The organism is Streptomyces sp. NPDC088923 (assembly GCF_044749745.1).
GTDB lineage: Bacteria > Actinomycetota > Actinomycetes > Streptomycetales > Streptomycetaceae > Streptomyces.
Genome location: NZ_JBIVIO010000009.1, coordinates 127434 through 151084, shown reverse-complemented (window position 1 = coordinate 151084; position 23651 = coordinate 127434). Strand labels below are relative to the sequence as shown.

Annotated in this window: 26 protein-coding genes, 1 tRNA gene and 1 other RNA gene; 10 read left to right on the top strand and 18 right to left on the bottom strand. The window is 73.6% G+C overall.

Annotated elements, in window-relative coordinates; translation table 11 throughout:
• Window positions 1–8: 8 nt before the first annotated feature.
• Window positions 9–107, bottom strand: an RNA gene (gene ffs, locus ACIP4O_RS27200) — signal recognition particle sRNA small type.
• A gap of 73 nt (window positions 108–180) precedes the next feature.
• Here ffs and ACIP4O_RS27195 point away from each other — a divergent pair.
• Window positions 181–268, top strand: a tRNA-Ser gene (locus ACIP4O_RS27195).
• A gap of 95 nt (window positions 269–363) precedes the next feature.
• On the opposite strand, the gene ACIP4O_RS27190 is transcribed toward ACIP4O_RS27195, so the two are convergent.
• From ACIP4O_RS27190 to ACIP4O_RS27175, 4 genes are all read right to left on the bottom strand, one after another.
• Entirely contained in the window at window positions 364–567 is a 204-nt protein-coding gene (locus tag ACIP4O_RS27190) for a hypothetical protein (protein ID WP_401578408.1), read from the bottom strand.
• 15 nt (window positions 568–582) lie between these two features.
• Window positions 583–2619, bottom strand: a complete 2037-nt coding sequence (locus ACIP4O_RS27185; RefSeq protein WP_401578406.1) for a SpoIIE family protein phosphatase — start codon at window positions 2617–2619, stop codon at window positions 583–585.
• A 197-nt stretch (window positions 2620–2816) separates the two neighbouring features.
• The gene (locus ACIP4O_RS27180; protein ID WP_401578404.1) at window positions 2817–3578 is read right to left on the bottom strand and encodes a DUF4232 domain-containing protein; all 762 of its coding nucleotides are present in this window, start codon (window positions 3576–3578) and stop codon (window positions 2817–2819) included.
• An 82-nt stretch (window positions 3579–3660) separates the two neighbouring features.
• Window positions 3661–5301 carry a serine/threonine-protein kinase gene (locus tag ACIP4O_RS27175; RefSeq protein ID WP_401578402.1) on the bottom strand — a complete coding sequence of 547 codons (1641 nt, stop codon included), beginning with the start codon at window positions 5299–5301 and terminating at the stop codon, window positions 3661–3663.
• A gap of 107 nt (window positions 5302–5408) precedes the next feature.
• On the opposite strand from ACIP4O_RS27175, the gene ACIP4O_RS27170 reads away from it, so the two are divergent.
• Window positions 5409–6005, top strand: a complete 597-nt coding sequence (locus tag ACIP4O_RS27170; protein ID WP_401578400.1) for an RNA polymerase sigma factor — start codon at window positions 5409–5411, stop codon at window positions 6003–6005.
• A 15-nt stretch (window positions 6006–6020) separates the two neighbouring features.
• Here the strand turns inward: ACIP4O_RS27170 and ACIP4O_RS27165 are convergent, their stop codons facing one another.
• A complete protein-coding gene (locus ACIP4O_RS27165) occupies window positions 6021–6296 on the bottom strand; it encodes a MarR family winged helix-turn-helix transcriptional regulator (protein WP_401578398.1) in 276 nt (91 codons plus the stop codon).
• A gap of 33 nt (window positions 6297–6329) precedes the next feature.
• Here ACIP4O_RS27165 and ACIP4O_RS27160 point away from each other — a divergent pair, with 33 nt between their 5' ends.
• On the top strand, window positions 6330–7286 hold the full coding sequence (locus tag ACIP4O_RS27160; RefSeq protein ID WP_401578396.1) for a zinc-binding alcohol dehydrogenase family protein: 957 nt from the start codon (window positions 6330–6332) through the stop codon (window positions 7284–7286).
• 42 nt (window positions 7287–7328) lie between these two features.
• On the opposite strand, the gene ACIP4O_RS27155 is transcribed toward ACIP4O_RS27160, so the two are convergent.
• Window positions 7329–7853: a CGNR zinc finger domain-containing protein gene (locus ACIP4O_RS27155; protein ID WP_401578394.1), complete on the bottom strand. Its 525-nt coding sequence runs from the start codon at window positions 7851–7853 to the stop codon at window positions 7329–7331.
• Window positions 7854–7879: 26 nt separating this feature from the next.
• Here ACIP4O_RS27155 and ACIP4O_RS27150 point away from each other — a divergent pair, with 26 nt between their 5' ends.
• The 3 genes from ACIP4O_RS27150 (at window position 7880) to ACIP4O_RS27140 (ending at window position 9920) form a co-directional block, all read left to right on the top strand.
• Window positions 7880–8839: an EamA family transporter gene (locus tag ACIP4O_RS27150; protein ID WP_401578392.1), complete on the top strand. Its 960-nt coding sequence runs from the start codon at window positions 7880–7882 to the stop codon at window positions 8837–8839.
• Window positions 8840–8959: 120 nt separating this feature from the next.
• Complete coding sequence (locus ACIP4O_RS27145) at window positions 8960–9262, top strand: hypothetical protein (RefSeq protein ID WP_401578390.1); 303 nt, start codon at window positions 8960–8962, stop codon at window positions 9260–9262.
• A 100-nt stretch (window positions 9263–9362) separates the two neighbouring features.
• Window positions 9363–9920, top strand: coding sequence for a Uma2 family endonuclease (locus ACIP4O_RS27140; RefSeq protein ID WP_401578388.1), 558 nt, complete (start codon window positions 9363–9365; stop codon window positions 9918–9920).
• Window positions 9921–9933: 13 nt separating this feature from the next.
• Here the strand turns inward: ACIP4O_RS27140 and ACIP4O_RS27135 are convergent, their stop codons facing one another.
• The 9 genes from ACIP4O_RS27135 to ACIP4O_RS27095 form a co-directional block, all read right to left on the bottom strand.
• Window positions 9934–10506 (bottom strand): Uma2 family endonuclease, encoded by a 573-nt coding sequence (locus ACIP4O_RS27135; protein WP_401578386.1) that lies wholly within the window; start codon window positions 10504–10506, stop codon window positions 9934–9936.
• Window positions 10507–10635: 129 nt separating this feature from the next.
• Window positions 10636–11073, bottom strand: a complete 438-nt coding sequence (locus tag ACIP4O_RS27130) for a nitroreductase family deazaflavin-dependent oxidoreductase (RefSeq protein WP_401578384.1) — start codon at window positions 11071–11073, stop codon at window positions 10636–10638.
• Window positions 11074–11131: 58 nt separating this feature from the next.
• Entirely contained in the window at window positions 11132–12385 is a 1254-nt protein-coding gene (locus tag ACIP4O_RS27125; RefSeq protein WP_401578382.1) for an acyltransferase family protein, read from the bottom strand.
• Between the two features lie 297 nt (window positions 12386–12682).
• Window positions 12683–13702, bottom strand: coding sequence for a hemolysin family protein (locus ACIP4O_RS27120; protein WP_361329378.1), 1020 nt, complete (start codon window positions 13700–13702; stop codon window positions 12683–12685).
• Complete coding sequence (locus ACIP4O_RS27115; protein WP_401578380.1) at window positions 13699–13845, bottom strand: hypothetical protein; 147 nt, start codon at window positions 13843–13845, stop codon at window positions 13699–13701. Before ACIP4O_RS27115 ends, ACIP4O_RS27120 begins: the two co-directional genes overlap by 4 nt.
• Window positions 13842–15203, bottom strand: a complete 1362-nt coding sequence (locus tag ACIP4O_RS27110) for a hemolysin family protein (protein ID WP_401578378.1) — start codon at window positions 15201–15203, stop codon at window positions 13842–13844. The genes ACIP4O_RS27115 and ACIP4O_RS27110 overlap by 4 nt, the downstream gene beginning before the upstream one ends.
• Window positions 15200–15379 (bottom strand): hypothetical protein, encoded by a 180-nt coding sequence (locus ACIP4O_RS27105; RefSeq protein ID WP_401578377.1) that lies wholly within the window; start codon window positions 15377–15379, stop codon window positions 15200–15202. Before ACIP4O_RS27105 ends, ACIP4O_RS27110 begins: the two co-directional genes overlap by 4 nt.
• 223 nt (window positions 15380–15602) lie before the next feature.
• Window positions 15603–16646 (bottom strand): NAD(P)-dependent alcohol dehydrogenase, encoded by a 1044-nt coding sequence (locus tag ACIP4O_RS27100; protein WP_401578504.1) that lies wholly within the window; start codon window positions 16644–16646, stop codon window positions 15603–15605.
• 55 nt (window positions 16647–16701) lie between these two features.
• Window positions 16702–18033, bottom strand: a complete 1332-nt coding sequence (locus ACIP4O_RS27095; protein ID WP_401578375.1) for a PP2C family protein-serine/threonine phosphatase — start codon at window positions 18031–18033, stop codon at window positions 16702–16704.
• Window positions 18034–18196: 163 nt separating this feature from the next.
• Here ACIP4O_RS27095 and ACIP4O_RS27090 point away from each other — a divergent pair, with 163 nt between their 5' ends.
• Both ACIP4O_RS27090 and ACIP4O_RS27085 read left to right on the top strand, forming a co-directional pair.
• Window positions 18197–18754 (top strand): hypothetical protein, encoded by a 558-nt coding sequence (locus tag ACIP4O_RS27090; RefSeq protein ID WP_401578373.1) that lies wholly within the window; start codon window positions 18197–18199, stop codon window positions 18752–18754.
• A 150-nt stretch (window positions 18755–18904) separates the two neighbouring features.
• On the top strand, window positions 18905–19630 hold the full coding sequence (locus ACIP4O_RS27085) for an SDR family oxidoreductase (RefSeq protein ID WP_401578371.1): 726 nt from the start codon (window positions 18905–18907) through the stop codon (window positions 19628–19630).
• Between the two features lie 816 nt (window positions 19631–20446).
• On the opposite strand, the gene ACIP4O_RS27080 is transcribed toward ACIP4O_RS27085, so the two are convergent.
• The gene (locus tag ACIP4O_RS27080; protein ID WP_401578369.1) at window positions 20447–21154 is read right to left on the bottom strand and encodes a hypothetical protein; all 708 of its coding nucleotides are present in this window, start codon (window positions 21152–21154) and stop codon (window positions 20447–20449) included.
• Window positions 21155–21485: 331 nt separating this feature from the next.
• On the opposite strand from ACIP4O_RS27080, the gene ACIP4O_RS27075 reads away from it, so the two are divergent.
• Entirely contained in the window at window positions 21486–22370 is an 885-nt protein-coding gene (locus ACIP4O_RS27075; protein ID WP_361329360.1) for a hypothetical protein, read from the top strand.
• A 15-nt stretch (window positions 22371–22385) separates the two neighbouring features.
• Here the strand turns inward: ACIP4O_RS27075 and ACIP4O_RS27070 are convergent, their stop codons facing one another.
• On the bottom strand, window positions 22386–23159 hold the full coding sequence (locus ACIP4O_RS27070; RefSeq protein ID WP_401578367.1) for a hypothetical protein: 774 nt from the start codon (window positions 23157–23159) through the stop codon (window positions 22386–22388).
• A gap of 189 nt (window positions 23160–23348) precedes the next feature.
• On the opposite strand from ACIP4O_RS27070, the gene ACIP4O_RS27065 reads away from it, so the two are divergent.
• Window positions 23349–23642 carry a chaplin gene (locus ACIP4O_RS27065; RefSeq protein WP_361329355.1) on the top strand — a complete coding sequence of 98 codons (294 nt, stop codon included), beginning with the start codon at window positions 23349–23351 and terminating at the stop codon, window positions 23640–23642.
• Window positions 23643–23651 lie beyond the last annotated feature (9 nt).

The window sequence follows — 23651 nt, the reverse complement described above, 5'->3', positions numbered from 1 at the left end:
ACCCCGCACACGACAACGCCCCCCACGCACCCGCCAGAGCCGACCTACCCTTGCTGCCTTCCGGCCCTGGGGGAGTTCAGTCAGATAGCGCCACGTGAGGGGCTGCCCGCCACCCTACCCGATCCCGGGCCCGGGGATCGAGTTCGCGAGCACTCCCCCCGCTCATGTAATGTCTCCTGCGGAGGATTCGCCTAGAGGCCTAGGGCGCACGCTTGGAAAGCGTGTTGGGGGCAACCCCTCACGAGTTCGAATCTCGTATCCTCCGCCATTGCTCTCACCGGGCAATACGTTGAAGGGCCCCACCGGGAACGGTGGGGTCCTTCGGCGTTGGGGTCATCGCACCCCTCAACGTTGAAGTGTGGGTCAGCGGCCCGTTTTCCAGTCCGTGTCCAGGGTCGCGGCGTGGACCGCCGCGGTGATCAGGGCGATGACGAGGACGCCGCCCGTCCAGTTGCCGCGGTTGCCGATGGTGTCGCCCAGGCGGCCGTGCCGTAGATCACTGCCGCGTAGAGGGCGGGGACGGGCACCACAGTGTGAGGCGAGAGCGGGTGCGGCGGGGACGGCCAAGGCGCCGCCGTCCCCTCACCACCCCTCCAGCAGTTCCTCCTCGGTCTTCTCCTGTGGGGCTTCGTCCTCCGACTCGTTCAGTTCGAACCAGACCGTCTTGCCCTCGGGTTCGGGGCGGACGCCCCAGGCGGAGGCGAGGAGGTCGAGGAGGATGAGGCCGCGGCCGGAGGAGGCGAGTTCGCCGGGGGCTTGTTGGTGGGGGAGTTCGTCGCCCTGGTCGGTGACCTCGACGCGGAGGTGGCGGGTGCCGGCGTGGCCGAGGAGGCGGGCGGCGAGGGCGGCGGACTGGTCGGTGTGGACGAGGACGTTGCCGAGGAGTTCGGAGGTGAGGAGGACCGCCGTGTCGACCTGGTCCTGGCGGGCCCAGTCGTGGAGGAGGAGGCGGAGTTCCTCGCGGGCCTCGGCGAGGCCCTCGGGGCGGTCCTGGCGCAGGGTGAGGACGAGGCGGCGTTCGGGGACCGCGCCCGTGCCCTGTTCGGGGTGGGCGTCGCGGCGGAGCAGGAGGAGGGCGATGTCGTCGCCGCCGTGGGCGGGGGCGGACTCCGGGTCGGGGGTCTCGACCGTGTCGAGGAGGCGGTCGGCCATGCCCTCCAGGTCGCCCGGGTCGGCCTCGGCCAGCGCGTCGCGCAGCCGGACCCAGCCGGTGAACATGTCGTCGCCGCCGTTCTCGATGAGCCCGTCGGTGCAGAGCATCAGGATCTCGCCGGGGTCGAGTTCGACCAGGTCGACGGGGTAGTCGTTGGCGCCGCCGAGCAGGCCGAGGGGGAGTCCGCCCCGTACGTGCTTGATCAGGCAGGTGCCGTCCGGCAGGCGCAGGACGGGGTGCGGGTGGCCCGCGCGGGCGAGCATGAGGACGCCGGTGGCGGGGTCCGCCTCCACGTACAGGCAGGTCGCGAAGCGGTCCTCGTCGAGGGCGGCGAGGAAGCGCGAGGTGCGGGCGAGGATCGCGTCGGGGCCGTGGCCCTCGGCCGCGTACGCGTGGACCGCCGTGCGCAGTTGCGACATGAGGCCGGCGGCGTGCACGTCGTGGCCCTGCACGTCGCCGACGACGCAGGCGATCTTGCCGCCGGGCAGCTGGATCACGTCGTACCAGTCGCCGCCGACCATGAGGCCGCCGCCGGTCGGTACGTAGCGGTTCGCGACGCTCACGCCCTTGCGGACGCCGCCCGCCGCCGCGCCCATGCTGGAGCGCAGTCCGCGCGAGAGGGCGAGTTCGGCGGCGCCCGTGCGGGAGCGTTCCAGCGCGCTGGTGAGGAGGGCCGCGGCGGTACGGAGCAGGGCGCGGTCGGCGGCGGTGAAGACGCGGGGGGCGCCGAAGGCGGCGAGCCACACGCCCTGGACCTTGCCGCCCGTCACGAGCGGCAGGAACGCCCAGGCCTCGCGGCCGCGACGGGGGGTGAGGCGCCATATCGCGGGGTAGCCGCGCGCGTACGCCTCGGGGGATTCGAGCCAGACGGCGCGGCCGGTGTGCGCGACCTCCGTGGCCGGGTGGCGGGTGCTCAGCGGCATGCGCAGTCCGCCGGTGTCCGTCTGGCCGGGGGCGCGGTAGCCGGACTGGCCCTCGGCGTGCAGGAAGTTCTCGCCGACGCCGAAGACGACCTGGCCGTTGAGGTCGAAGCCCTGTTCGTCGCGCAGCCGGGCCGTGACGCGCAGGGCCTCGTCCATCGTGACGGTCTCGGCGAGTTCGTGGCCCGTGGCGAGGAGGGCGCCGGCGCGGGAGGGAATGGGGTGCGGCGGGGGCGGGGGCTGCGGGAAGGGCTCTTCGAGGGGGCGCTCCGGGTCCAGGACGTGCGTGCTGTCGTTCTTGGCCCAGGTGGGGTCGGGTGCGCCCTTCTCCTTGCCGGCGGGGGAGCGGCGGGGCGGTTCGAGTGCGTTGAGGTGGTCGATCTGGGCGCGTTCGGCGGCGCTGTGGCCGTTGTCCGGGTCCGGGTCGCCGCTCCGGGTACGGGCGCCGTTCGGAGCCCGGCCGCCGTCTGGAGCCCGGCCGCCGTTCGGGTCGCGGCCCGGGGCCTGGCCGCCGGGCGGTGTCGCTCCGCCTCCGCTTCCGGTCACCGTGCCCGCCTCTCGCCGTCCCGCTCCGGGTCCGGGCGGCCATCGCCTGGGGGACGTACCGGCCCGTTCTCCCCATCGTCGGGGGGATGCGGGCCGGGCGCAGTGCGGGAGGGGGCTGATCGGGGTACGGGGAGGCGGGGCGGCCGGGCGCTGCGGGTCCTGCCGCTCCTCGGGTCGGCGCTACGCCTCCTGCCCGCTCATTCCCCCGTACCGGCCGTGAACGGGCCCACGCGCGGGACGCTCGCCTTGCCCGTGTTGCTCACCGGGCCGCCCTTCCACGCGGCCTTGAGGTAGTCGCGCTCGTCGGGCGGGGTGAGGCGGATCGCGGCCGGGGTGATGGTCGTGACGCCGGTGGCGCGGGGGTTGGTGAAGGTGAGCGGGGACCAGGCGCTCTTGCCGGGGGTGAGGGAGACGCGTTCCTTGGTGCCGGGGGCGCGTTCCGGGTCGACGGTGACCTGCTCGCCCGCGTCGTTGACGAAGGCGAGGCCCGGGTAGCCGTAGACGGTGCAGGTGCGGGAGGAGGTGTTGGTGAGGACGAGCGCGAAGCCCTCCTGACCGGCGCCGGGGTGGTTGTCGCCGACGCGCACGGAGAGTTCCGAGGTGTGGCACTGGGTGCTCGCGGCGGGCTTCGCGTCGGAACCGGAGCCGGGGTCGCTCGTGCTCGTGCCGCCGCCGGTCTTCGTACCGCCGCCGCTCGTGCTCTCGTTCCCGCTGGGCGCGGAGGCGTCGTGGCCGGGGGTCGCGGGGGTGCTCGGGTCCTCGCCGCTCCCGTCGCTCGCGCTGGGGTCGGCCTGGTCGCCGGGGAGCGGGCCCGCCTGGCTGTCGACCTTCTGCGCGGCGTCCGTGCCGCCCCCGTCGCCGCCTCCGCAGGCGGTGAGGAGCAGGGCCGCGGCGGCGAGTGCCGCGGCCGTCGTGCCGGCCCGGCGGGCTTTCGTGATCTTCCCGGTGGTCGTGCGCATGGGGGTCTCCGCGTCTTGTGGGGGGCTTCGCCGCGTACGGAACGCTTACGTCCTTCTTCGATGCGTGGTCACCGGGGAAAGTTCACGGCCGTTCGGTGCTTTTTCCCGCGGGGGCCAGTTCGAGCCCCTTCAGTACCTTCCTCGTCGCTCCTTCGCAGGCGTCCCCGTCCTCCGCGCAGCGGATCTGCACGTAGGCGCCGCGCGTGCCTCCGTCCTTCGCGTCCCTCGGGGCCAGGGCGGCTTCGGAGAGGCGGTGGCCCGCGCAGCCCGTCCAGGTGCGTAGGACTCCTTTCCACTCGCCCTCGTCCCATTCCTCCTCCTTCGGCTCTCGGCAGCCGCTGTGGCGCAGGGACTCGACGGCGGCCGTCAGCGGCGCGGCGTCCTTCGTGCCGAGGTCGACGGCGCCCGCGAAGACCCCGTCGACGCCGCTGTCCGGGTCGGACCAGTCCGAGACCTTCGTGGCGACCGTGAGGCCCGGCTCCTTCGCGGTGGGCAGGCCGATCGCGGCGGGGTCCCAGCCGCCGTCGGCGTACTCGCGCGCCCAGGTGGCGGGGACGGTGAGGTGGAGGGCGCCGGTGGCGTCCGCGATGCGGCGGGCGGTGGTGCCCTTGCCGGCGGCGGAGTCGCCGCCGCCCGTCTCGCGGAGCGCGAGCACGGTGCCGGCGGCGGCGAGGGCGAGGACGGTGAGGGTGGCGAGGAGGTGGCGGGGGCGGAGGCGGCGGCGGGTGGGGGCGGGGTCCGGTGGGGTGGGAGCGGGATCGGGTGCGGCTGTCCGTACGGGGGTCGGGGCCGCCGGGACGGGGGTGGGGGCCGCCTGTGGGGCGGGGGTCGGCGCGGCGCGTGCCTCTCGTACCGGCTCGTCCTCCCGCTCCCGCTCCCGTACCCCTTCCCGCGGCGGCGCGTCCGCGAGCTGCGCCCGTACCGTCTCCAGCTCGCGGGCGAAGTCCGCGGCGTGGGGCGGGCGGTCGTCGGGGGCCGGGGCGAGGGCGCGCAGGGCGAGGGCGGAGACGGGGGCGGGGAGGCCGGGGCGGAGTTCGGTGGGGGGCAGGACGCGCCCCGGCGGGCCGGGGACCGTACCGGTGACGAGGTGGTAGAGGAGGGCGCCGAGGCCGTAGACGTCGACGCGCGCGTCGATGCCTTCGGGCGGGGGGTCGGACTGCTCGGGGGCCATGTACCCGGCGGAGCCGGCGACGACGGTCAGGCCCGAGGAGGCGGCGAGGTTCTTGGCGAGGCCGAGGTCGGCGACGAGGACGCGTTCGGTCCCGGCCCGGACGGGGCCGGGGGCGCCGCCGGGGCTCTTGAGCAGGACGTTCGACGGCTTGATGTCGCGGTGCACGATGCCCGCCGCGTGCAGGGCCGCGACGCCGGTCGCGGCGCCCGCCACGAGGCGGAGGGCTTCGGCGAGCGGGGGCGGTCCGGCCATGAGGAGGTCCTCGACCGTGCCGGCGTCGGCGTACTCCATGACGAAGTAGGGCCGGTCGTCCTCCAGTTCCCCGATGTCGTAGACCTGCACGACCCCGCCGGAACCGGCCTGGCGCAGCAGCCGGGCCTCGCTCAGGAAGCGTTCCCTGATGTCGAGGCGGCCCGCCCAGTTGTCGGCGAGGACCTTGACGGCGACAGGGGCTTGCAGCCGTTCGTCCTGGGCGAGCCAGACGACGGCGAAGGCGCCGGAGCCGAGCCTGCGCTGCACCAGGTACCGGCCGATCCGCTGAGGTGGGGGCATGCCTTTTATGATGCCCAGATGCTCATCGTGGCTCCGCGCCCCCTCCCTTCTTTTCGCCGCGGCGGTTGTTTTCCCTCGCCGGGGCAGACTGGTACGGGGGTGAGGCGATGAACGCGTACGGGGACGTCCCGGACACCGAGGCGCTCGCCGCGGCGGCGGCCGGTGGCGACGCGGGGGCATTGGACGCGCTGTTGCGGGCGGTGGAGCCCGAGGTGGTGCGGCGGTGCGGGCGCTTCCTGCTCCACCGCGAGGACGCGGAGGAGGCGGCGCAGGATGTGCTGCTCCAAGTGGCGCGGAACATCGGGCGGTTCGAGGGGCGCAGCAAGTTCAGTACGTGGCTGTACACGATCGTGGCGAACTGCGCGCGGCAGAAGTACCGCGAGCTGAAGCGGCGGGCCGCCGAGCAGCCGCTTCCCGCCGACGAGCACCAGCGGCCCGACCCGCGCACGACGAGCGTGATCGCCGGCTCGCGGCTCGACCTCCTCGAAGCGCTCGACCGGCTCGAACGCGACAGCCCGCACCTGGTCGCGCCGCTGGTCTACCGGGACATCTGCGAGATGGACTACACGGAGATCTCGGAGCGGACCGGGATTCCGCTGGGAACGGTGAAGTCGCGGCTGCACCACGCGCGGCGGCAGGTGCGGCCGTGGCTGGTGGTGGGGGACGCGCCCGCGCCGGTACGGGGGGACACGGGGAGCAAGTGACCCCCGGGCGCCTTCTCAGTCCCCCACGCCCCGGAGCACCGTCCCCACGAGCCGGGTCAGCTCCGCCCGCCCTTCCGCCCCGAGGTGAGCCGTCGCCTCCGCCAGCCGCCGCGTGATCTCCTCGGCCCCCTCCTCCGCGAGGCGGTGCCCCTCCTCGGTCAGGGTGACCAGGACCGCGCGTCCGTCGTGCGGGGACGGGGAGCGGCGGACCAGGCCGCGTTTCTCGGCGCGGCCGACGAGGCCCGTCATCGAGGACTTGTCCAGGCCCAGGTGACGGCCGAGTTCGAGCATCCCCGCCCGCCCGCCCTCCCGAGGAGCCCCCTCATGCGCGCAGCCCTCGTCCGCACCTTCGGCACCCCGCCCCGCTGCGAGGAGGTCGAGCCGCCGCGCGACCCCGGCCCCGGCGAGGTCCTCGTCGACGTCCTCGCCGCCGGTCTGCACCCCCGCGTCCGTTCCGCCGCCGTCGGCAGCCACTACACCTCGCGCGGCACCCTGCCGCTCGTCCCCGGCATCGACGGCGTGGGCCGCACGGAGGACGGTGGACTCCTCTACTTCGTCGCCCCCGACACCGTCCTCGGCACCATGGCCGAGCGCGCCCTCGTCGACCGCCGCCGCGCCGTCCCGCTCCCCGCCGGTACGGACCCGCTCGCCGTCGCCGCCGGGATGAACCCGGCCATGTCCTCCTGGGTCGCGCTGCGCCGCCGCGTCGCCTTCGCCCCCGGCTCCTCCGTCCTCGTCCTCGGCGCCACGGGGAACGCCGGGCGGCTCGCCGTCCAGGTCGCGCGCGGGCTCGGGGCCGCGCGCGTCGTCGGCGCCGGGCGCGACCCGCAGCGCCTCGGCCTCCTCGACGCGCTCGGCGCCGAACCGCTCGACCTGCGCGGCGAGGAGGGCGGGGTGGCCGAGCGGCTCGGTGCCGCCGCGGCGGACGTCGATGTCGTGCTCGACTACCTGTGGGGCGCCCCGACCGAGCGTGCCGTGCCCGCCCTGCTCACCGCCCGCCGCGACCGCTCCCGCCCCCTCACCTGGATCCAGCTCGGCTCCGTCGCCGGACCCGAACTCACTCTCCCTTCGGCCTGGTTGCGCGCGGGAGCGCTGTCCTTCGTCGGGAGCGGGCAGGGTTCCGTCACGACTGCGGGGATCGTCGCGGAACTCCCCGCGCTGGCCGAGGAGATCGTGAACGGAAGGCTCGACGTGCGGGCCGTCGCGCGGCCGTTGGAGCGCGTCCACGAGGTGTGGGGTGAGGAGGTGGCGGCCGGGGAACGGATCGTGCTCGTCCCGTAGCGAGCGGTCCGGGCCGGGACACGGACCGGTGCGCCCCGCCGCTCAGCCGCGCCCGCGGTGGCGGGCCACCGCGTCGTTGTTCGCGCAGCGCACGGTGCAGTACGTGCGGCGACCCGCGCGCGAGGTGTCGACGTACGCCGCCTCGCAGCGGGCGCAGCGGCCCAGGCGGTGCGCGCTCGACGTGCAGATGACGTACGCGAGCGCCGCCGCCGTCGACGCCTTCACGTGCCCCACCGTCGCCTGGTCCTCCGGGCCGTAGTGCAGGTGTGGGGTGCCGTCGTGGAGCGAGATACGGGGCAGCGAAGCCGCCTGCTCCAGCGCGGAGTTGGCGTGGGCGCAGCGCGCCGCCAGTGCCTCGGGGTCCAGGGGGCGGCCGCCCGAAGAGGCGAAGCACGGGGCGAGGGACGCGGTCGCCCAGGCCCTCAACTCCCGTACTCCGCGCGGGGTCGGGGGCGGGCGGTGGATGCCGTGGGCGCGCAGGAGCGGGGTCAGGTCGTCGGTGGGGGCCGCGTTGACCAGGGCCGCCGCCAGCCGGGCCGCCTCGCCGCCGTAATGGTTGAACTGCACAAGGGCATGACACCACGCTGGCGGTCATGCGTACAGGCATACGAAGCGACCCGCCCCGCACGGGCCCGCCCTCCGCGCCCGGCGGCACGAAGGCGCCCGGCTCCCTCGCCCGCCTCGCCCCCGTCCTCGTGCTCGGACAGATGTGCAGCCTCCAGCTCGGGGCCGCCATCGCCAAGTCCCTTTACGGGCGCGTCGATCCGGTGGTGGTGGCGGGGATGCGGCTCGGCTTCGCGGCGGTGCTGCTCGCGCTGCTCGTACGGCCCCGCCTCACCACGTACAGCCGCGCGCAGTGGCTCGGGGCGTGCGCGCTCGGGCTCGTCTTCGCGGGCAACAACCTGACGTTCTTCCTCGCGCTCGACCGGCTCCCGCTCGGTGTCGCCGCGACCGTCGAACTCCTCGGCCCGCTCCTCCTCGCCGTCGCGCTCTCCCGCCGTCCCGCCCACCTCGCGGCGGGGTTGCTCGGGCTCTGCGGGGTCCTGCTGCTCGGGGCGCCGGGCGGTGAACTGCCTCTCGCGGGACTGGGGTTCGGGCTCGCGGCGGCGGGGTGCAGGACCGCGTACGTACTCCTGAGCAAGCGGGTCGGGCGGCTCTTCCCGGACTTCGGCGGGCTCTCGCTCGCGCTGCTCGCCGGGGCGTGTGTGCTCGTGCCGCTCGCGGCCGTGCACGGCGGCGGCCAAGTGCGCGCCGATCCGGGGGCCTTGCTGCCCGGGTGCGCGGTCGCGCTGCTCTCCTCGCTCGTCCCGTACGCGCTCGACATGACCGTTCTGCGCCGCATCGACTCGCGCGCCTTCGGCGTCCTGCTCGCGCTCACCCCGGCGGTGGGCGCGCTGGTGGGCCTCGCCTTCCTCGGGGAGCCGCTCGGCGTCCGCGAGGTGGTCGCGATCGGGCTCGTGGTGGTGGCGGCGGGGTGGTCCGCGCGGGCGGGGGGCGGGGGTGCGCGGCGAAATCGGCGCGGGGGATTGAAGAACACCGACAACCAAGGTTAGGCTAACCTAAGCGAACGGATCGCGAGCAGCTTCCCGGTGGTGGGCGCCAGAGCCAGGAACCCACCGCCGGGACCCGCGACCTGGTCCGGCCGGGAGTCCCGCAGCGGCTACCCTCCCGCCATGGACGGATTCCGCGTCACCTACACGGTGGAGTGCGCCGAGTCGGCGGCGTTGCTCTCACCGGACCGCAGGGTGACCCTCGAACGGGGCCTCTCGGTCCTCGCCCGCAACCCGTACCACCCGGCCACGGCCCCCATCGGCACCCATGAGGACAACCGGAAGGCGCAGGTGGCCCCGGGAGTCCTCATCGAGTACGTGGTCGCCCACGCGGTGATGGTCGTCGTCGTCCTGACCGTCTTCGACGAGTCGCTGTACCTGCTGGCGGACGTGCCGGGGCAGGTGGAACGGGGGATGGAGGCTTAATAGCTTGGCTCCGCTTACCCCATCTCCATCAACAACCATTAATTAAACCATCTTGTACTCTTTTGACGCATCCTGATAGGACTTCGGTGAAAGGTGCGGCATGAGCGAGGCAGCGTCCGGCTACGGTCGGGGCATCGACGCGGAGCAGGCGCTCAAGTACGCCATCCAGCATGTGGCGGGGGAACGCGCCGAGATCGTCGAAGGGTTCATCACGCCGGTGTCACCGACTTGGTCCCACGAGTCAGCCGCTGACGAGATTCGCGACCAGATCTACGCCAAGGTGCGGGAGCTCGACTGCCGCGTCGGCTCGGGAGACCTCGATCTGCCGGGCTCCGCCAACTGGTACATCCCCGATCTCGCGGTCGTACCACGGGACGTCGCCAAGACCGCCGACGCCCTCCTCCCCGACCAGACCCTCCTCGTCGTCGAAGTGACCTCCCCCTCCAACGCCGAGACCGACCGCGTGGTCAAGCGCCGCCGCTACGCCGAGTACGGCGCCCCTCTTTACCTCCTCGTGGACCGCCAAGAGCGCAGCGTCACGCTCTTCTCCGAACCGGGCCCCCTCGGCTACACCCGCGTCGAGGGCCCCCACCCCTTCGGCACCCCGCTCCGGCTCCCTGAGCCCTTCGATCTGGTGCTGGAGACCGGCGAGTTGTGAAGGCGCCGGTCTCTCAGGCCCCGTAGAGCGGCAAAAGATCCGTGGCGACGCGGGGCGGCAGGGGGGCGGGGAGTTCGATCGGGTCGCCGTAGACGCCGTGGAGGACTCCCCGGTATTCACCGTTCTCGGGGTGCGTGTGGAGGGTCCAGCGGCCGGTGCGGGGGTCGAGGACGAGGAGCACCGGGACACCCGCGCAGGCGTACCAGCCGTTCTTGTCGGTGATCGCCTTCGCCTTCTCGGACCGGGAGATGACCTCGACCGCGAGCGCTACGTCGGCGGCGTCGAGGAGCCAGTCGTCGTCCAGATCCCATTCGACCGGGAGCACCGCGAGGTCCGGCGTCGCGTAGTCGTCCGCGTCGCCCGGCATGGAGACGGACGAGACCTCATACAGCGCGAGGTTCTCTGGCAGATGCGGATCGAGCTGCACGCGGAGCCGCCGGATGGTGCCCGCGTGCTTGCCGCGCGGCGTCGGGGACATCACGAGGCTGCCTCCAATGATCTCGACCCGCAGTCCGGTCGTGGCCTCGATCTGCTGGGCGACCTCGCGAAGGTTGCCGGGGTGGGGCTGCGGCATCGGGCTGCTCACGCGTACGCACCTCCTGGTTCACGGTCGTCTCATGCCACAGTAGCGGGACGCAACGGCACACATCACGTACGCGAGAAACCGCCCGCACACCCTCTCAAGGGCGCGGGCGGTTTCCGGTTGCGGTGGCGCTCAGTCCTTCGGCGTCAGGATGAACACCGGGATGGGGCGGTCCGTCTTCGTCTGGTAGTCGGCGTAGTCGGGGAACGCCTCCACCGCGCGGTCCCACCACTCGGCCTTCTCGGCTCCCGTGGCCTCGCGGGCCGTGTAGTCCTTGCGGACGGGGCCGTCCTGGAGTTCCACCTCGGGGTGGCCCTTGATGTTGTGGTACCAGACGGGGTGCTGGGGGGCGCCGCCCTTGGAGGCGACGACCGCGTACTCGCCGTTGTGCTCGACCCGCATCAGCGGGGTCTTGCGGATCTTGCCGCTCTTCGCGCCGAGCGTCGTCAGGACGATGACGGGCATACCGCGCATCTCCGTGCCGCGCGTCCCGCCGCTGCCCTCGTACTCCTCGACCTGCTCCCGCACCCACTTCTCCGGGCTCGGTTCGTACTCACCGTGCAGAGGCATCGCGTCCACCCTTCCGTGTCGGTGCCGACAATCTCTCACCGCGGCTCGCGCCGCCCGGTCATCGTCGCTTGGCGAGTTCCTCGACGTCCCGGCGGAACGCCCACCGCATCTCCGGTTCCATCGCGAACCTGAACAGCCGTTGCACGAGCGGTGTGCAGAGCACCGTGATGACGCTCGCGGCGATGAGCGTCACCGCTATCTCGCCGAGCGGGCTGTGCAGCCAGTCGGCCGCGTACCAGTCGCCGAAGCGCGAGCCCTTCGCGAGGAAGCCGTGCAGCAGGTAGCCGTACAGCGTGCCCGCGCCGAGCGCCGTGAACCACATGTGCCGGCGCGGCACCCACGCGAGGAAGCACGCGGTGAGCACGAGCGAGCAGCCGAAGAGCGCGAGCGTCATGACGACACCGGTCCAGCCGGGCGCGCCGAGTTCCTGCGCGCTGTCGCGGTGGTAGAACCAGGCGGAGTTCATGCGCGGCGCCGCCCAGTAGGCGAAGAGCGCGCCGCCCACGAGGACCGGGAGGGACAGGACGCGGGCCTCGCGGCGGCGCACGAGCTGGAAGTGTTCGGGCTTGAGCTTGAGGCCGACGACGAAGAACGGCAGGAACTGCAGGACCCGCTGCATGTCGAGGTCGTCGCCGATGTCCGGCGAGATCGCGGCGAGGATCGCGATGGCGAGCGCGATCGGCACCGGCCAGCGCACGAGCTTCCAGATCGGGGTCGTCAGGCGCCATACGAACAGCGCGACGAGGAACCAGGTCAGGTACCAGGGGTCGAGCAGGCTGAAGGGGTAGTCCGGGTCGCCGCCCGCCGTGCGCTTCAGGAGCGTGTACGCGACCTCGAAGATCACGTACGGGACCGCGACCCCGGTGATGAGGCGGCGCAGCCGGTCCGGGCGCATGTCGAAGCTGCGGGACATGTAGCCGGAGATGATGATGAACGCCGGCATGTGGAAGGTGTAGACGAAGATGTAGAGCGCGGAGGCGGCCCGGCTGTCCCCGCGCAGCGGCTCCCAGGCGTGACCCATCGCGACGAGCAGGATCGCGAGGTACTTCGCGTTGTCGAAGAAGGGGTCGCGGCGCTTGGCGGCGGCCTTTCCGGCGGCGTCGGCGGCCTTGGCGCCCGGCTTCCCGGTGGCACCTGCGCTCTTCGCCGCCGCTTCCCCGGGCGCCGGCACCCGCTTCAGTACGAGGGTGTCGCTGCCCGTGCCCGTCGCCAGGGCACCTCTCGTACCGCTCTCCGGCGGCAGCGGTACGCGCCCCTCGGACGACGGCTCCGTACCGTCCCCTGGTCCGTGTCCGCGCGCGGACTCGCTCACAATCCCTCCCCGATGGAACGCCGACGGGTCGGTACGCGTCTAACCAGAAATGCGGGAAACATGTCGGTGGAAGGCATCAGCGGCAGCGTAGTCACCCCCACCGCACCGGGCACAAGGCCGCCGGATGTGGCTTGTCCCACCCTGGAGGCGATGCGTCCGTTTTCGGCCGGGTACTTCTCTCAGGGCTTCCTCAGGGCCCTCACAAAGTCGGTACGGGACCCTCGCCGGCCACCGGTACGGGCACGTATCGCGCCCCTCGGCCCTCCGTCGCGCCCCGCCGCCGTCCGCCCCCGCGCCTCAGCCCTCCGCCGCGGGGCCCACCAGCTCGGTGAGCACGTCCTCCATGGTCACGAAGCCGCGTACCCGGCCTTCCTCGCCCGTCACGGCGGCGAGGTGGCTGTCGTCGGTGCGCAGCGCGGTGAGGGTGTCGTCGAGCGGGGTGTCGATGCGGACGCGCGTGAGCGGGTGGTAGGCGGCGCGCGGAAACGGCTTGTCCCGTTCGGTGACGCCGAGGGTGTCCTTGATGTGGAGGTAGCCGAGGAGCGTGCCGCCCTCGCCGGTCACCGGGAGGCGCGAGAAGCCGGATTCGGCGGCGACGCGTTCGAGCCGGGCCGGGGTCACCGTGCTGTCGACCGTGACGAGCGTCGCGCCCGGCTTGATGATCTCGCCGACGGGGCGGGTGCCGAGTTCGAGGGCGTCGCGCAGCCGGTCGCGGTCGGCCTCGCTGAGCAGTCCGGCCTCGCTGGAGTCCTCGACCATCCGGGCGAGCTGGTCATCGGTGAAGACCGACTCGACCTCGTCCTTCGGCTCGACGCGCAGGAGCCGCAGGAGGTGGTTGGCGAGGCTGTTGATGCCGAACACGAGGGGCTTGAGGACGCGGGTGAGCGCGACGAGCGGCGGCCCGAGGAGCAGCGCGGTGCGGACGGGCTCGGCGAGCGCGATGTTCTTCGGGACCATCTCGCCGATGAGCATGTGCAGGTACGTGGCGAGCGTCAGCGCGATGACGAAGGAGAGCGGGTGCACGAGGCCGTGCGGGATGCTGACCGCCTCGAAGACCGGCTCCAGGAGGTGCGCGATCGCGGGTTCGGCGACGGCACCGAGGACGAGCGAGGAGACGGTGATGCCGAGCTGCGCGGTCGCGAGCATCGCGGAGATGTGCTCAAGTGCCTTGATGGTGCTGGCCGCCCGCTTGTCGCCGGCCTGCGCGAGCGGCTCGATCTGGCTGCGGCGCACGGAGATGAGCGAGAACTCCCCGCCGACGAAGAAGGCGTTGGTGAAGAGCGTGAGCAGCCCGACGAGCAACTGGACGGCGGTCATCGGGCGTTCTCCTGGCGGGCGCGGGCGCGGGTGCGGGTGTCGGTACGAGTGCGGGTGTCGGTACGAGTGCGGGTACGGGCGGGGGTGTGGGTACGGGCGCGGGCGCGGGCATGCGCGAGGCTGCGGATGTCGGGCGTGCTCATCGGCCCGGCTCCTCGACGTGCGGCGCGTCGTCCTCGGCCGGTTTCACGACCCGTACGCGCTCGGCCCGGTGGTGCTCGACCGACAGGACCGTGAACTCCCAGCCCGTGGCCCCCGCGTCGCTCGCGTCCAGTTCCACGACGTCCCCCGCCTCCGGGATGCGGCCGAGGCGGGTCGCGAGGAGGCCGGCGACCGTCTCGTAGGGGCCCTCGGGGGCGTGCAGGCCGATGAGGCGGAGCTGGTCGAGGCGCAGGGAGCCGTCCGCCTCCCACGTCTCGCGGCCGTCGGCGGCCGGGGCGCCGGGGACGAGGTCCTCGGTCTCCTCCGGGTCGTGCTCGTCGCGCACCTCGCCGACGACCTCCTCGACGATGTCCTCGACCGTGACGACGCCCGCCGTGCCCCCGTACTCGTCGATGACGACGGCCATCGTGCGCGCGGCGCGCATGCGGACGAGGAGGGTGTCGGCGGGGAGCGAGTCGGGGACGAGGAGGGGCGGCGTGGCGAGGTCGGTGACGCGGGTGCGGGAGCGCGCGGCAGGTTCGAGGGCGAGGACGTCGCGGATGTGGACGGTGCCCGTGACGTCGTCCAGGTGCTCGCGGTAGACGGGGAAGCGGGAGAGGCCGGTGGCGTGCGCGAGGTTCGCGGCGTCGAGCGCGCTCGCGTCCTCGGCGAGGGCCTGGACCTCGACGCGCGGGGTCATGACGTTCTGCGCGGTGAGGTCGTTGAGGTGCAGCGTACGGATGAACAGCTCGGCGGAGTCCGGTTCGAGCGCGCCTTCGGCGGCCGAGTGCCGGGCGAGCGCGACGAGTTCCTCGGGGCCGCGCACGGAGGCGAGTTCCTCGGTCGGTTCGAGGCCGAGGCGCCGTACGAAGAAGTTCGCCGTCGCGTTGAGGCTGTGGATGAAGAAGCCGAAGAAGGCCGAGAAGCGGCGGTGCGGGCCGGCGACGGCGCGCGCGACGGGCACGGGCCGGGAGATCGCCCAGTTCTTCGGGACGAGTTCGCCGATGACCATGAGGACGACGGTGGAGACGCCGACGCCGAGGATCGAGCCGATCGTGGACGTGACCCCGCGCGGCAGGCCGATCGCGGAGAGCGGGCCGTGCAGGAGTTCGGTGACGGCGGGTTCGGCGAGCATCCCGATGACGAGCGAGGTGACGGTGATGCCGAGCTGGGCCCCGGAGAGCTGGAAGGTGAGGGTGCGGACGGCGGCGAGGGCGCCCTCGGCGCCGCGCTCGCCGGCGTCCACGGCCCGCTCCAGGTCGGAGCGTTCGACGGTGGTGAGCGAGAACTCGGCGGCGACGAAGAGCGCGCAGGCGAGGGTGAGGAGGGCGGCGACGAGGAGCTGGACGACGGCGATCACGCGGTCACCACCGGGTGCCGGGAGAGCCGGGCGCGCGGGGCGGGGGCTTGGGCGCGGGCGCTGACACGGGCGGGGCGCGAGTCGCGGGCGGGGCGCAGGGCGGCGCGCGGGGCGCGGGCGGGGCGCCGGGCGCGGGTCTCTCGCCGGGCGCGGGTGGCTCGCGGGGGTTCACCCATCGGTCCTCGGGTTCCTTTCCTCGGGGCACACGGAGCGGGGTGTGGGGCCCGGCGTGCTGCCGGGCCCCACGGGGTTTCCGCGACTCTACGACTGTCCCGCGACGCGCGCTCTACACGGGTGTCGTAGCGGCCGCGCGCCCGCTCGGCCGTTCGGCGGACGACCGGAGGCTCCCTCGTCCCTCGGCGGACGACCGGGGGCTCCCTCGGAGGACCGGGCGCGCCCTCAGCCGTTCGGCAGGATGACCGCGCGGCCCTGGACCTTCCCGTCGTGCAGCCGCTCGTACGCCTTGGGGGCCTCGTCGATCGAGTACGTCTCGACGTGGACGTCCACGGCTCCGAGGCGCGCGAGGTCGAAGACCTCACCCATCTCGGAGCGGCTGCCCCAGTACGGGGAGGTCACGACGGTCTCGTACGCCTGGAGCCCGAAGCCGACCTCCAGGCTGCCGCCGCCGATGCCGACGATCGTGACGTCGCCCTCGATCATGGCGCAGGCGCCGGAGGCCTTGACGGTCGGCGGGACGCCGACGAAGTCGAAGACGGCCTCGGCGCCCCGGCCGCCGGGGGTGAGCTTGCGGACGTTCTCGACGGCGTTCTCGTCGGAGAGCACGGCCTCGTGCGCGCCGACCTCCTTGGCCAGGCGCAGCTTCTCGTCGTTGACGTCGAGCGCGATGACGCGGGCGGAGGTCAGGGCGCGCAGGAGCTGGATGCCGACGTGGCCGAGGCCGCCCGTACCGAAGACGACGGCGGTCGAGCCGGGCACGAGCTTGGGCAGCGAGCGCTTGATGGCGTGGTACGGGGTGAGCCCCGCGTCCGTGAGCGGCACCGTCTTGACGGGGTCGAGGTCGCCGAGCGGCAGGAGGTGGCGCGGGTCGTCCACGATCATGTACTCGGCGATCGCGCCGGGGTTGCCGAGTCCGGGCGGGTTGATGCCGAGGCGGGCCGCGTTGAGGCAGTAGTTCTCCTTGCCCTGCTGGCACTTGGTGCAGCGCCCGCAGCCCCACGGCCCGTACACGGCGACGGACTCGCCGAGCGCGACGTTGCGCACCCCCTCGCCGAGCTTGTCCACGACGCCCACGCCTTCGTGGCCGAGGGTGAGCGGCAGCGGGAAGGTCAGCGCCTCGGCCGGCCAGCTCATGACGGCGATGTCGGAGTGGCAGACACCCGCCGCAGTGACCTTGAGCCGGATCTCGCCGGGCCCCGGTTCGGGCTTCTCGATCTCGACGACCTCGGGGGCCGCGCCCACGGTGCGGTACTGGACTGCCTTCATCGTGGCTGCCATGAGGACTCCTCCACTTCGCGAACGTCGTACAAGTACGGCATTACTACGTAATATCTTTTGCTGGTATATCTCCCGCCGGGCTCGTGGGCGCGGGCGGGGGTGCCCCGCCGGTCGCGCCGCTGCGGGCCCGCGCCCGCTCCGGCGGTTCGCGCGGCCAGTCCGGCCCGCCCGCCCGGCGTACCGCGAGGATCGTGGTGTCGTCGGTGAGCCGCCCGCCGGTGTACCGCAGCACTTCGTCCCGGACGAGGGCGACGAGCCGTGCCGGTTCGGCGCACCGCGCGTCGGCGGCGACGCGGGTGCCGAGCCGCTCCACGAGCGGGAAGAACTCGCCGGTGCGGTCGCGGGCCTCGGTCACGCCGTCGGTGACGAGCAGCAGCGTCTCGTCGGCGGCGACGCGGAAGCGCTGCACGGCGAAGACGGTGGTGACGAGCCCGCTGAGGCCGAGCGGGAGCACGGGGACGGTCTCGATCTCGCGCACCCCGCGCGGGCTCACGGCGAGCGGCGTCTCGTGCCCGAAGTCGACCATCTCCATCTCGTAGGGGGTGGGGCGCGGGAACTTCGCCGGGTCGGCTTGGGCCGCCTCGTCGAGCGGGTCGGCGTCGTGGCCGGACATCGGCGGGAAGCCGAGCAGGGCGGCGGTCGCGAACCGGTCCTCCTCGGCGGCGATGCCCATGACGGCGCTGTACGCCTGGTGGCGGCGCATCCGGGTCTCCAGCCGTTCGGCGACCACCGCGAGGTCGGGGGCGTGGTAACCCCATTCGCGGAAGGAGCCGAGGATCGCGGAGGCGGCGGTGACGGCCTGGAGGCCCTTGCCCTGGACGTCACCGAGGATCACCCGGGTGCCGTACCGGGACGGCTGGATGTCGTAGAAGTCGCCGCCGACGCGCGCGGTGGTGTCGGCGGGGAGGTAGATCGCGGCCTGTTCCATGCCCGCCCAGTGCGGGGGCAGCGGGCGCAGCACGGTGGAGCGGGTCGTCTCCGCGACGTCCTGGAGGTGGCCCACGTACCGCCCGGCGCGCAGCCGCAGCGCGCAGGAGGCGACGGCGACGGCGCCGCCGCCCACGACGAGGATGAAGTTCGGCCAGCCGGTGCGGTACTGCTCCGACCAGGCGAGGTTCATGAGGAGGTACGCGACGCAGGAGAGCAGCGCGAACCCGGCCGTCGCCCACACGCCGCAGAGCGCCGCCGCGATGCCGGGCACGACGATGATCCACGTGATCATCCGGAAGTCGCCCTCGGTGTTCCAGTCGAGGGCGACGATGAGCACGAAGAGCGCGGCGGGCACGAACCAGGCGACCCGGTGCCCCCGCAGCCGCAGCGGCTCCCCGCCCCACATGCGGGACGTGACGGGACGCATCGCCGGGCGAGAACTCACCCGTCCAGGCAAACACGGGGGGCAGGGGGGCGCCACGGGAGCGGGTACGCGGGGGCGGGGGGCGGCGGGGTGTGGTCCTGGGAGGGCGTCGGTTCGTCGGTTCCGGTTGCCGCTCGGTAGCAGAGGAGGACTCTGGTAACAAAGCACCGCAAAGGAGACAGCCATGGCCCACGCCTCCGCCCCCGCCACCGCTCCGAAGCCTCCGGCCCGGCACCACCGCCCGGCCCGCAAGATCACGGCGATCACGGCGAGCAACGTGTTCTGGCTCGCGGTCGGCTACGGGGTGTGGGCCGCGGTGACGACGCGCCACGAGCACAGGATGACGGGCTGGAACGTCCTCTACGGGTGCGTCGCGGGCATCGTCTTCGGCCTGCTGTACCTCGTTTTGCGGCAGATCACCCCGGCGATCCCGCGCGTGCGCCGCGCGCTCGTGTGGGCCGTCTTCTGGGGCGGCTCGATCGGGTACCTGCACAGCCTGTCGCACCAGACCCTCTACTGGTCGGTGATCCTCGGCCTGATCCTCGCGGCCAGCGCGTACTTGATGGCCTTCTACCACTTCTACACACGCGAGGTCCCGACGGACGCCCACCTCCGGGAGACACGGCCGGGCGCGGGGGCGGGGAGCGCGACGACGGGGCAGGCGGGGAGCGCGGCAGGGCACGCGGGGAGCACCGCGGGGCACGCGGGGAGCGCGGCGGCGGGGCACGCGGGGAGCCGTTAGGCGGGCGGGGGAGCCGCTGGGCGGGCTCAGGGGGCGGTGCCGCCGCCATTCGTCACACCACCAGAACAACTAGACACCGCGCATCGATATCCCTACCCTTTCGATACAGGATGCCTCGAAAGGGGGTGTTCCCGTTGAAGGGATCTGCTCATGGACGACCCGACCGTCTCCGTCCCCGCCGCTGGGACCGCGCTTGTCATCGGGGCGTCCCGAACGCTGGGACTGGGGGTGGCCGCCGAACTCCTGCGCCGCGGATGGGACGTCATCGGTACCGTGCGCGGTGAAGCCCGCACGGGACTGCACGAACTCGCCGCGTCGTCGGGCGGGCGGCTCACGATCGAGACGCTGGACATGACGGAACCGGAGCAGATCACCGCCCTCCGCGACCGGCTGGGCCGGCGTACCGCGGGCGGTTCCCTGGATCTCCTGTTCGTCAACGCCGGCATCGCCCACGCCGACATCCCGGTGCACGAGGTCACCACGGATTCCTTCGCCGAGGTCATGATCACCAACGCGCTCAGCCCGTTGCGGGTGATCGAGACCTTGCGTCCGCTCGTGGCACCGACCGGAACGATCGGCGTCATGTCCTCCAAGCAGGGCAGCCTCGCGCTGAACACCAACGGCGGCCATGAGGTGTACCGGGCCAGCAAGGCGGCGCTCAACCAGCTCATGCGCAGCTACGCCGCCCGCCACGCGGGGGACGGGCACACCCTCCTGCTGATCAACCCCGGCTGGGTGCGCACCGAACTCGGTGGACCGGGCGCCCTGCTGAGCATCGATGAATCCGTCCCCGGCGTGGTGGACACCCTCACCGCCCACACCGGCGAGCCCGGCCTGCGGTTCCTCGACTACCGGGGACAGGTCGTCCCGTGGTGACCACCGGTACCGATCCGGCCCCGGCCGGCGAGTGGTCGCGGCGGTACGTGCGGGCGGGGCCAACGGGGCTTCAGGCCGGGTTCGCCGGCGTGAGCGGTGAACCCGGCCGGCGAGTGGTCGCGGCGACACGTACGGGCGGGGCCAACGGGGCTTCAGGCCGCGCACCGGCTCAAGCGCCGGTGACAGGCAGCGCGAGGAGGCCGGGCGTCCGGCGGCCTTCCGGTCCGCGGGGGAAGGGTGCTGACGGGCGTGGTTGCGGATGGAGTGTCAGGTCGCCGCACCGGGGTGGCGAAGTCGCCCAGGGGCGACGCCGGGTCGGCGGGGCGGTAGCCGCCTCGGGCAGCCCCGGGTGGCGTCCGCGTCGCGGAGGGAGGGGGTGCGACGGGGGTGCGGCCGGATGTACTGGGAGCCGCTCGGCGGGGGAGCCGCTCGGCGGGGGAGGCGCTCGGCAAGGAGCCGCTGGGCGGGGAGCCACTCGGCAAGGATCCGCTGGCCGGGGTACGGGGCGGCGGGAGCCGCTGGGCGGGGAGCGGGGCGGCGGGGAGCGCTCGGCGGGAGCCACTTGACAGGGAGCACGGCGGCGGGGTGCCGCTCGACAGGGAGCACGGCGGCGGGGTGCCGCTGGGTGGGGAGCCGCTCGGCGAGCACTGTGGCGGACCCCGCTTCCGCGCACCGCACCTCCGCGCACCGCACTTCGGTCTACCGAACCGTGCGCCAGCAGCCGGGAACACCCGCGCCGCGTCGCGCGTTGAGGGCCCCAGGGGGGACAAGCCGCATGTAAGGGACACCCCTAGGGAACATCCCCCACCCCCACCCTCACCCCCGCAGCCGCCTCCGCACGAGGAGGAACCCGAGTCCGACCGTGCACAGCGCCCCGGACACGACACCGAGGAAGAGCCCGGCCCCGGGCGCCTCCCCGTCCCCGGCGTCCGCGAGCCGACCGGAGGCGGAGGCAGGCCCGGAGGCGGAGACCCCCGTGCGCTCGGACGTGGCGTCGGGTGCGCGGCTCCCGCCGGGTCCCGGCAGCCCTGCCCCCGCCCCCTCCGCGCCCCCCGCACCCGCCGTTCTCCCCGCCGCGCCCCCCACCACCGGCCTGTTCGTCACCGCGCACCGCACCGCGTCCCCCGCCGCCACCGTGACCTTCCCGTCGCCGGTCGGCAGCGGACCCGCGCGGCCCGCGCAGTGCCACAGCGTGGACGCGTAGCCGGGGTGACCGCCGTACTCGGTGAGCCGGTAGTCCCCCGCCGGGACGCGCGCCCCGGTCACCGCCCGCGAGCCGTGGGCGCCCTCGATCTCCACGGGTCCCCGCGCGGCCACCGTCCACTCCTCCGCCCGCGCCGTACCGTCCGGCCCCCCGACGACGCGTTCGACGAGCGTGAGGGAACCGGTGCCGGGGACGGGCGAGGGGGCGGGTGGCAGGGAGGCGGCCGTGGCGGTGGGCGCCGCGAGCCACAGCACGGCGAGAACGACGAGAGCGCTCGTGCGTGGCGGGACGGCGACTCGCACCGCCCCGCTCGCGCGCACGGTCGGACTCGTACTCGTACTCGTCCCGGCAAGACGGTGGCGCATAGGGGCATCCCGTCAGGGTCGGTTCAGGGGCGGCGGACGGCTCCGGCAGCAGATCATGCGGCAATCGCCCGATATGTTCATTACCCCGGTCGGGGGCGTGTCCCGGCCGCGTCCCCGCCCCGTCCCCGCTCCTCACCCGTACGCCCATGGGACTGGCGCGCGCGTGCGGGTGCGCGTTGCCTGGGTAGGTGCGGGAAGTGCACGACGTACGGATTCAGGCGTACGGATTCATCTGGCGTACGGATTCAGGCGTACGGATTCACGAGGGCTTGCGGGAGGCGGCGCGGTGGCGGAGGGCGAGGCGCGGGTGCGGGGGCGCGGTGCGGGGTACGTGGTGCGGGCCGTGCTCGCGGTGGTGCTCGCCGTGGTGGCCTGTGTGTGCGTACCGGCCGGGGCGCTCTCCGTGTGGGCGAAGTACGAGATCGGGGACACGGACACCTTCGTGGACGCCGTCTCGCCGCTCGCGTCGAACCGGGACGTGCGCGAGGCGGTCGCGGACGCGGTGACGGACGGGGTCATGCGACAGATCGATCTCGGGCCGCTCCAGGACCAGGGGCGGGAGTTCGTACGGGAGGCGGCGGTCTCCTTCACGGGTTCGCCCGCGTTCCGCGACGCGTGGGACGCGGCGGCGCGCGGCGCGCACACGGCGGTGCTCGACGCGCTGAGCGACCGTGGCTCGGGCGGCGACATCCGTATCGACCTGGGCCCGGTCACCAAGCAGGTCAAGCAGCAGCTGATCGACAACCACGTCCCGTACGCGGACCGCATCCCGGACACGGACACGTCGATCACGTTCGTCGAGTCCCGCGAACTGGGCACGGCGCGGAAGGTGTTCCACGCCTTCGAGACGGCGGGGCCGTGGCCCGCGATCGCCGCGTTCGTCCTCGGCGGGGTCTCGGTCGCGCTCGCCCACCGCAGGCTCCGCGCCCTCTCGTTCCTCGCCTTCGGCGTCGCTCTCGCGGGCGTCGTCCTGCGCCTGACGCTGATGGTGGGCCGCGACCAGACCCTGGGCAGCATCCCCTCCGGCTTCTCCCGCCCGGCGGCGGGGGCGGGCTACGACGCCCTCACCCACGCCCTGACGACTGCCTCCTGGTGGCTGGTGGGGATCGGCTGCGCGACGGGCGTGGCGGGCGCGGTGGCCTCGGTGGTACGGGCCCGCCGCCACGCCTGACGGCGGGCCCCGTCCTCACACGTGCCGCATCCACAAGTTGGCCTCCCGGTACACGGCCCGGTCCGCCGCCCGGTCGACCTTCAGCACGTCAAGCGCCCCGGGCACCACGTAACCGCCGCTCCCCGGCAGCGCCATACCGGTCCACTTCTCCCACTCCGCCACCGTCCCCTCGATGACCATCGAGTCCTCGGCGACCCCGAGCACGCGCGCCCCGAGCCGCTGATGCGTCCGCACCCACGGGTCGAGGTGCAGCCCGTCGTCCCGCGTCCAGCCCGCGAACTCGGCCATGGGCGTGAGCGGGTAGCGCGCCTTGAGCGTCGGCCGCACGGGCACGACGACCCGCGAGAGCCCGGCGGCGAGGGCCTTCCCGCGCAGGGCGGTGAGCAGCGCCCCGGCGAGCCCCCGCGCCCTGAGCGCCGGGTCGACGGCGGCGGCCATGACGACGAGCGTGTCGGGCGCGACGCCGTCCTCGTGCTGCGCGACGGACCGTGCGAGCGCGCCGTCGTACCCGGCCGGGAGGTCCTCGTACGAGCCGTCCCACCGCACCGGCACCCCCCAACCACCGGCGACCACAAGCACGTTGCCCGCACCCTCGCCCTCGCCCTCGCCCTCGCCCTCGACGAGCAGCAGGTCGAACTCGGGGAAGTACCGCTCGACGAGCGGGACGCAACACTCCGAGGCGGCGTCGTGGAAGATGAACTCGGGCCACACCTGGTGCAGTACGGTCCGGGACTCCTCATGCAGATCGGGCCGCTCGGCGAAGACGACGGCGCTCAGCTCACTGTCCATGGGCCGGGAGCCTAGGCAGCGGTACGGGCCGGGGGCCACGCGTTTACACGTGCACCCGTACGGGTGACTCCACCCATCCCCCCACCGCCCCGCTCCGGACCCTTCACGAGGCCGTCCCCCCAGGCGGCCTCGCCTCGTGACGGCGCCGCGATCGGCGCGGCCCGCGCGGGTCAGGAACGGAGCATCCCCATGCGAAGCGTGATCAGGACCGCGAGCCTCGCCCTCGCCGCCGGCGCGGCCATTGTCGGAGCCGCCGGGGCCGCCTCGGCCGACGCCGGGGCGCAGGGCCTCGCGGCCGGTTCGCCCGGCGTCCTCTCGGGCAACCTCGTCCAGGTGCCGGTCCACGTCCCCGTGAACGCCTGCGGCAACACGGTCAACGTCATCGGTCTCCTCAACCCGGCCTTCGGCAACACGTGCGTGAACGCCGATGCCCCGAACTGGCACCACGGCAACCACGGCGGCTGGAACCACCAGGGCTGGTGACCCCCGCCC

What these genes read in the sequence shown, in the direction of transcription:
- ACIP4O_RS27180 (WP_401578404.1), bottom strand. Translation starts at nt 3,578, where the DNA reads ATGCGCACGACCACCGGGAAGATCACGAAAGCCCGCCGGGCCGGCACG.
- ACIP4O_RS27175 (WP_401578402.1), bottom strand. Translation starts at nt 5,301, where the DNA reads ATGCCCCCACCTCAGCGGATCGGCCGGTACCTGGTGCAGCGCAGGCTC.
- ACIP4O_RS27170 (WP_401578400.1), top strand. Translation starts at nt 5,409, where the DNA reads ATGAACGCGTACGGGGACGTCCCGGACACCGAGGCGCTCGCCGCGGCG.
- ACIP4O_RS27165 (WP_401578398.1), bottom strand. Translation starts at nt 6,296, where the DNA reads ATGCTCGAACTCGGCCGTCACCTGGGCCTGGACAAGTCCTCGATGACG.
- ACIP4O_RS27160 (WP_401578396.1), top strand. Translation starts at nt 6,330, where the DNA reads ATGCGCGCAGCCCTCGTCCGCACCTTCGGCACCCCGCCCCGCTGCGAG.
- ACIP4O_RS27150 (WP_401578392.1), top strand. Translation starts at nt 7,880, where the DNA reads ATGCGTACAGGCATACGAAGCGACCCGCCCCGCACGGGCCCGCCCTCC.
- ACIP4O_RS27145 (WP_401578390.1), top strand. Translation starts at nt 8,960, where the DNA reads ATGGACGGATTCCGCGTCACCTACACGGTGGAGTGCGCCGAGTCGGCG.
- ACIP4O_RS27140 (WP_401578388.1), top strand. Translation starts at nt 9,363, where the DNA reads ATGAGCGAGGCAGCGTCCGGCTACGGTCGGGGCATCGACGCGGAGCAG.
- ACIP4O_RS27130 (WP_401578384.1), bottom strand. Translation starts at nt 11,073, where the DNA reads ATGCCTCTGCACGGTGAGTACGAACCGAGCCCGGAGAAGTGGGTGCGG.
- ACIP4O_RS27120 (WP_361329378.1), bottom strand. Translation starts at nt 13,702, where the DNA reads ATGACCGCCGTCCAGTTGCTCGTCGGGCTGCTCACGCTCTTCACCAAC.
- ACIP4O_RS27115 (WP_401578380.1), bottom strand. Translation starts at nt 13,845, where the DNA reads ATGAGCACGCCCGACATCCGCAGCCTCGCGCATGCCCGCGCCCGCGCC.
- ACIP4O_RS27105 (WP_401578377.1), bottom strand. Translation starts at nt 15,379, where the DNA reads ATGGGTGAACCCCCGCGAGCCACCCGCGCCCGGCGAGAGACCCGCGCC.
- ACIP4O_RS27100 (WP_401578504.1), bottom strand. Translation starts at nt 16,646, where the DNA reads ATGAAGGCAGTCCAGTACCGCACCGTGGGCGCGGCCCCCGAGGTCGTC.
- ACIP4O_RS27090 (WP_401578373.1), top strand. Translation starts at nt 18,197, where the DNA reads ATGGCCCACGCCTCCGCCCCCGCCACCGCTCCGAAGCCTCCGGCCCGG.
- ACIP4O_RS27085 (WP_401578371.1), top strand. Translation starts at nt 18,905, where the DNA reads ATGGACGACCCGACCGTCTCCGTCCCCGCCGCTGGGACCGCGCTTGTC.
- ACIP4O_RS27070 (WP_401578367.1), bottom strand. Translation starts at nt 23,159, where the DNA reads ATGGACAGTGAGCTGAGCGCCGTCGTCTTCGCCGAGCGGCCCGATCTG.
- ACIP4O_RS27065 (WP_361329355.1), top strand. Translation starts at nt 23,349, where the DNA reads ATGCGAAGCGTGATCAGGACCGCGAGCCTCGCCCTCGCCGCCGGCGCG.